This window comes from Mycobacterium sp. (genome assembly GCF_019247615.1).
Lineage (GTDB): Bacteria > Actinomycetota > Actinomycetes > Mycobacteriales > Mycobacteriaceae > Mycobacterium.
In genome coordinates, this window is record NZ_JAFBAT010000010.1 from 1 (window position 1) to 2,730 (window position 2,730).

General features: G+C 63.3%; 4 protein-coding genes. 3 read left to right on the forward strand and 1 reads right to left on the reverse strand.

Features of this window, described 5'->3' with window-relative positions:
• Both JO059_RS00690 and JO059_RS00695 read left to right on the forward strand, forming a co-directional pair.
• Positions 1-685, forward strand: a 685-nt coding sequence (locus tag JO059_RS00690) for a PE-PPE domain-containing protein (protein WP_293313880.1), incomplete at its 5' end; no start/stop codon positions are given.
• 53 nt (positions 686-738) lie between these two features.
• Positions 739-1,113 carry a VOC family protein gene (locus tag JO059_RS00695; RefSeq protein ID WP_293313883.1) on the forward strand — a complete coding sequence of 125 codons (375 nt, stop codon included), beginning with the start codon at positions 739-741 and terminating at the stop codon, positions 1,111-1,113.
• Positions 1,114-1,223: 110 nt separating this feature from the next.
• Here JO059_RS00695 and JO059_RS00700 read toward each other — a convergent pair whose 3' ends face one another.
• Positions 1,224-1,967 (reverse strand): maleylpyruvate isomerase family mycothiol-dependent enzyme, encoded by a 744-nt coding sequence (locus JO059_RS00700; protein ID WP_293313885.1) that lies wholly within the window; start codon positions 1,965-1,967, stop codon positions 1,224-1,226.
• Positions 1,968-2,082: 115 nt separating this feature from the next.
• On the opposite strand from JO059_RS00700, the gene JO059_RS00705 reads away from it, so the two are divergent.
• Positions 2,083-2,688, forward strand: a complete 606-nt coding sequence (locus JO059_RS00705) for a TetR/AcrR family transcriptional regulator (protein ID WP_293313888.1) — start codon at positions 2,083-2,085, stop codon at positions 2,686-2,688.
• Positions 2,689-2,730: the final 42 nt, after the last annotated feature.

Here is a 2,730-nt window from a genome sequence, read left to right on the forward strand (position 1 = left end):
GCCGCTGCTGGAGCCGGTGCGTCTTATCCCGTTCGTTGGGAACCCGATGGCGGATCTGGTCCAGCCCGTCTTGACGCCGCTTGTCGACTGGGGTTACGGCAACCCGGATTTCGGTTGGTCCACCGGCCCGGCCAATGTGGCCACCCCGTTCGGATTTCTGCCGCCGCTCAGCGACACCGCCGCCCTGGGGCCCGCCCTCCTCACCGGTGTCCACCACGGGATCGGCGCCGCGATCGGCGACTTCCACTCAGCCGGGCCGCCGCGGATACCGTCGCTGCAGGGCGTATCTCAGGCGCTCGTGTCACTGTTGTCGGGTTCCGGCGCACCGACGCTTCCCTCCGGCCCGCCCACGATAACCGGCATCATCTCGGGGCTGCAGGCGGCGAACACCCAGATCGTCGGCGCCTCGACGAGTGCGGTGTCGACCGCATACGCCACGCTGCTTCCCACAGCCGACATCACCGCTGCCGTCCTGGTCTCGTTGCCGTCTTATGACCTCAACCTGTTTTTGAACGGAGTGGTCCAAACAGTCAACGGTCAACCGCTTGCGGGGCTTGTCGACGCGATCGGCTCACCGATCGCCGCCGACGTCGGATTGCTGCCTCTCCTGGGCGGTTTGGAGTTCGTGGTCCTCGGGGAAGCGGTTGACACGATCGTGACCGGCACGCCGTACCCGAGTCCTTGACGGATGCGGTGACCTGCTCGGCCCCGGTGCTGTCCCGATGAAATACTGTCTCGATGACGTCGTCCGTATTTGCTGAAGCGTCGGCTGTCATGACCATCATGCGCGTACGCGACGTGGCGGCCTCCATCGAGTGGTATCGCGACAATCTCGGACTGGATCCGGTGCACGTGGGCGCCGACGGTGCCGAGCATCCTTTTGCCGTCTATTCGATCGCCGGGTCAACGGTGTCTCTCTGGCAGCTTCCACCGGGTGAGAGTCGCGTGCGGGAGGACAACGACCGGAACAGTTATGTCGCGGTGCTCATGAATGGCGACCTTGAATCCCCACGCCGGCAGCTGCTCAGCTTGGGCGTCAAGGTCGGTGATATCCACCGCAGCGCCAATAACGAGTTCGTGTGGTTCTACGATCCCGACGGCAATCGCTTTTGAGCTGACCCGGCCACTCACCACAACCCCTCCCATGTCCCGATAACGAATGTTTCGAGACTGGGGTGGAGCCAATTCGGCCATTCCCCGGCAAAAAGGAGTAGACCATTGGCTCAGAACACCCTTAGCCGGCGAACTACATCGAGAGCCGATGGGTCGCCGTCTGCATCGACGCCCAGGGTTTCCCAACTGCCGCGCTGCGTGACCCAACGCACGAATGCCGCTGAATCACAGTTGATGTGGGCGACTGCTTCGCTGCTGCCGATCTTCAGGGTCCGTCCTGCGGCATCGGTGAGGCGCACCTCGACTGCCTTATCCATACCGTCGAGAAGGTCCGTGTTCTGCTGGGGTAGTGCTACCTCGATCCAGTCGAGCGTGGGTGCCAGCCGCAAGTCGTCGGATGCGGGCGGTTCTCCGCGCAGCGGTCCATCAGGGGCGAACAGATCGCACCTGATATGGACGTAGTGCTCAAAGGCGAACGCCGTCGGCACGATCGACGCCGGATAGGTGCCGACATCTCCGAGCGGCACATCAAAATCCTGGCCCTGCACTGTCGCGAGTAACTCCAGGCCCCGCGAGCTCACCGATTCGTAGTCGGCCACAACTTCTTTGGGCGTCATGCGGCGACGCGACTCGACGTATAAATCTGCGGCTCGCTCAGCAGGTAGTCCCGCTGGATCAGGCAAGTTCGTAGGGTCGACGGCTATCCAAAAACTGCACGCCATGTGTGACACGACGTCCTGCATCGTCCAGCCGGGACACCCGGTGTCCTTCGCCCAGACCGAGTCGTCCGCATCGTGGCAGAGCCTTAACAGCGCTTCACGGTCGGCCTCGATTGCCTTCAGCGCGTCGCCCATTTCACCTTTTCCTTCCGATTGAATAGAGCGGTCGGAGTCACCGAGCTACGGTAATAGAAACCTACATACCGTATGTAACAACGTACATACCGTATGTATGAAAGGCAATGGGTGGATGAATACGCGCCGTCGTACGCAGGCCGAGCGCGCCGCCGGGACCCGGGAAGCCCTGATCGCGGCGGCTCGTCCGCTATTTGCCGCCCAGGGTTTTGCCGAGGTCGCGCTTGAGACGATCGTGCGTGCCGCGGGCGTGACTCGCGGCGCCCTGTATCACCACTTCGCCGACAAGACCGAGCTGTTCGCAGCGGTCTTCGAACAAATCGAAGGGGAAGTCGCAGCCCGCATGGGCGAGGCGATCGCCGCGTCCGGCGAAACCGACCCGGTAGCGGTCATGCGGCTGGGTGCCGACTTTTGGCTGGATGCCTGCTCCGATCCGGATGTGCAGCGCATCGTCTTGGTCGACGCCCCGGCAGTACTGGGGTGGACGCGGTGGGCCGAGATCGGCAACCGCCACAACATCGGGCTGGTGCGTGCGCTGCTCGCCGACGCTGTCCAGACCGGCCGCATCCCGGCGCAGCCGATCGAAGCGACAGCTCTAACGTTGCTCGGCGCAATGCGTGAAGCGACGCTTTATGTGGCGCGGGCAGACGATCAGGACGAAGCCCGCCAAGAAGCCGGTGACGTTATGAACCGACTGATCCAAGCGCTTGGCGCCAGCTGAGTTTCATCGTTCCGCGGCGAAGGCGCGCAGTGACGCCAGTTT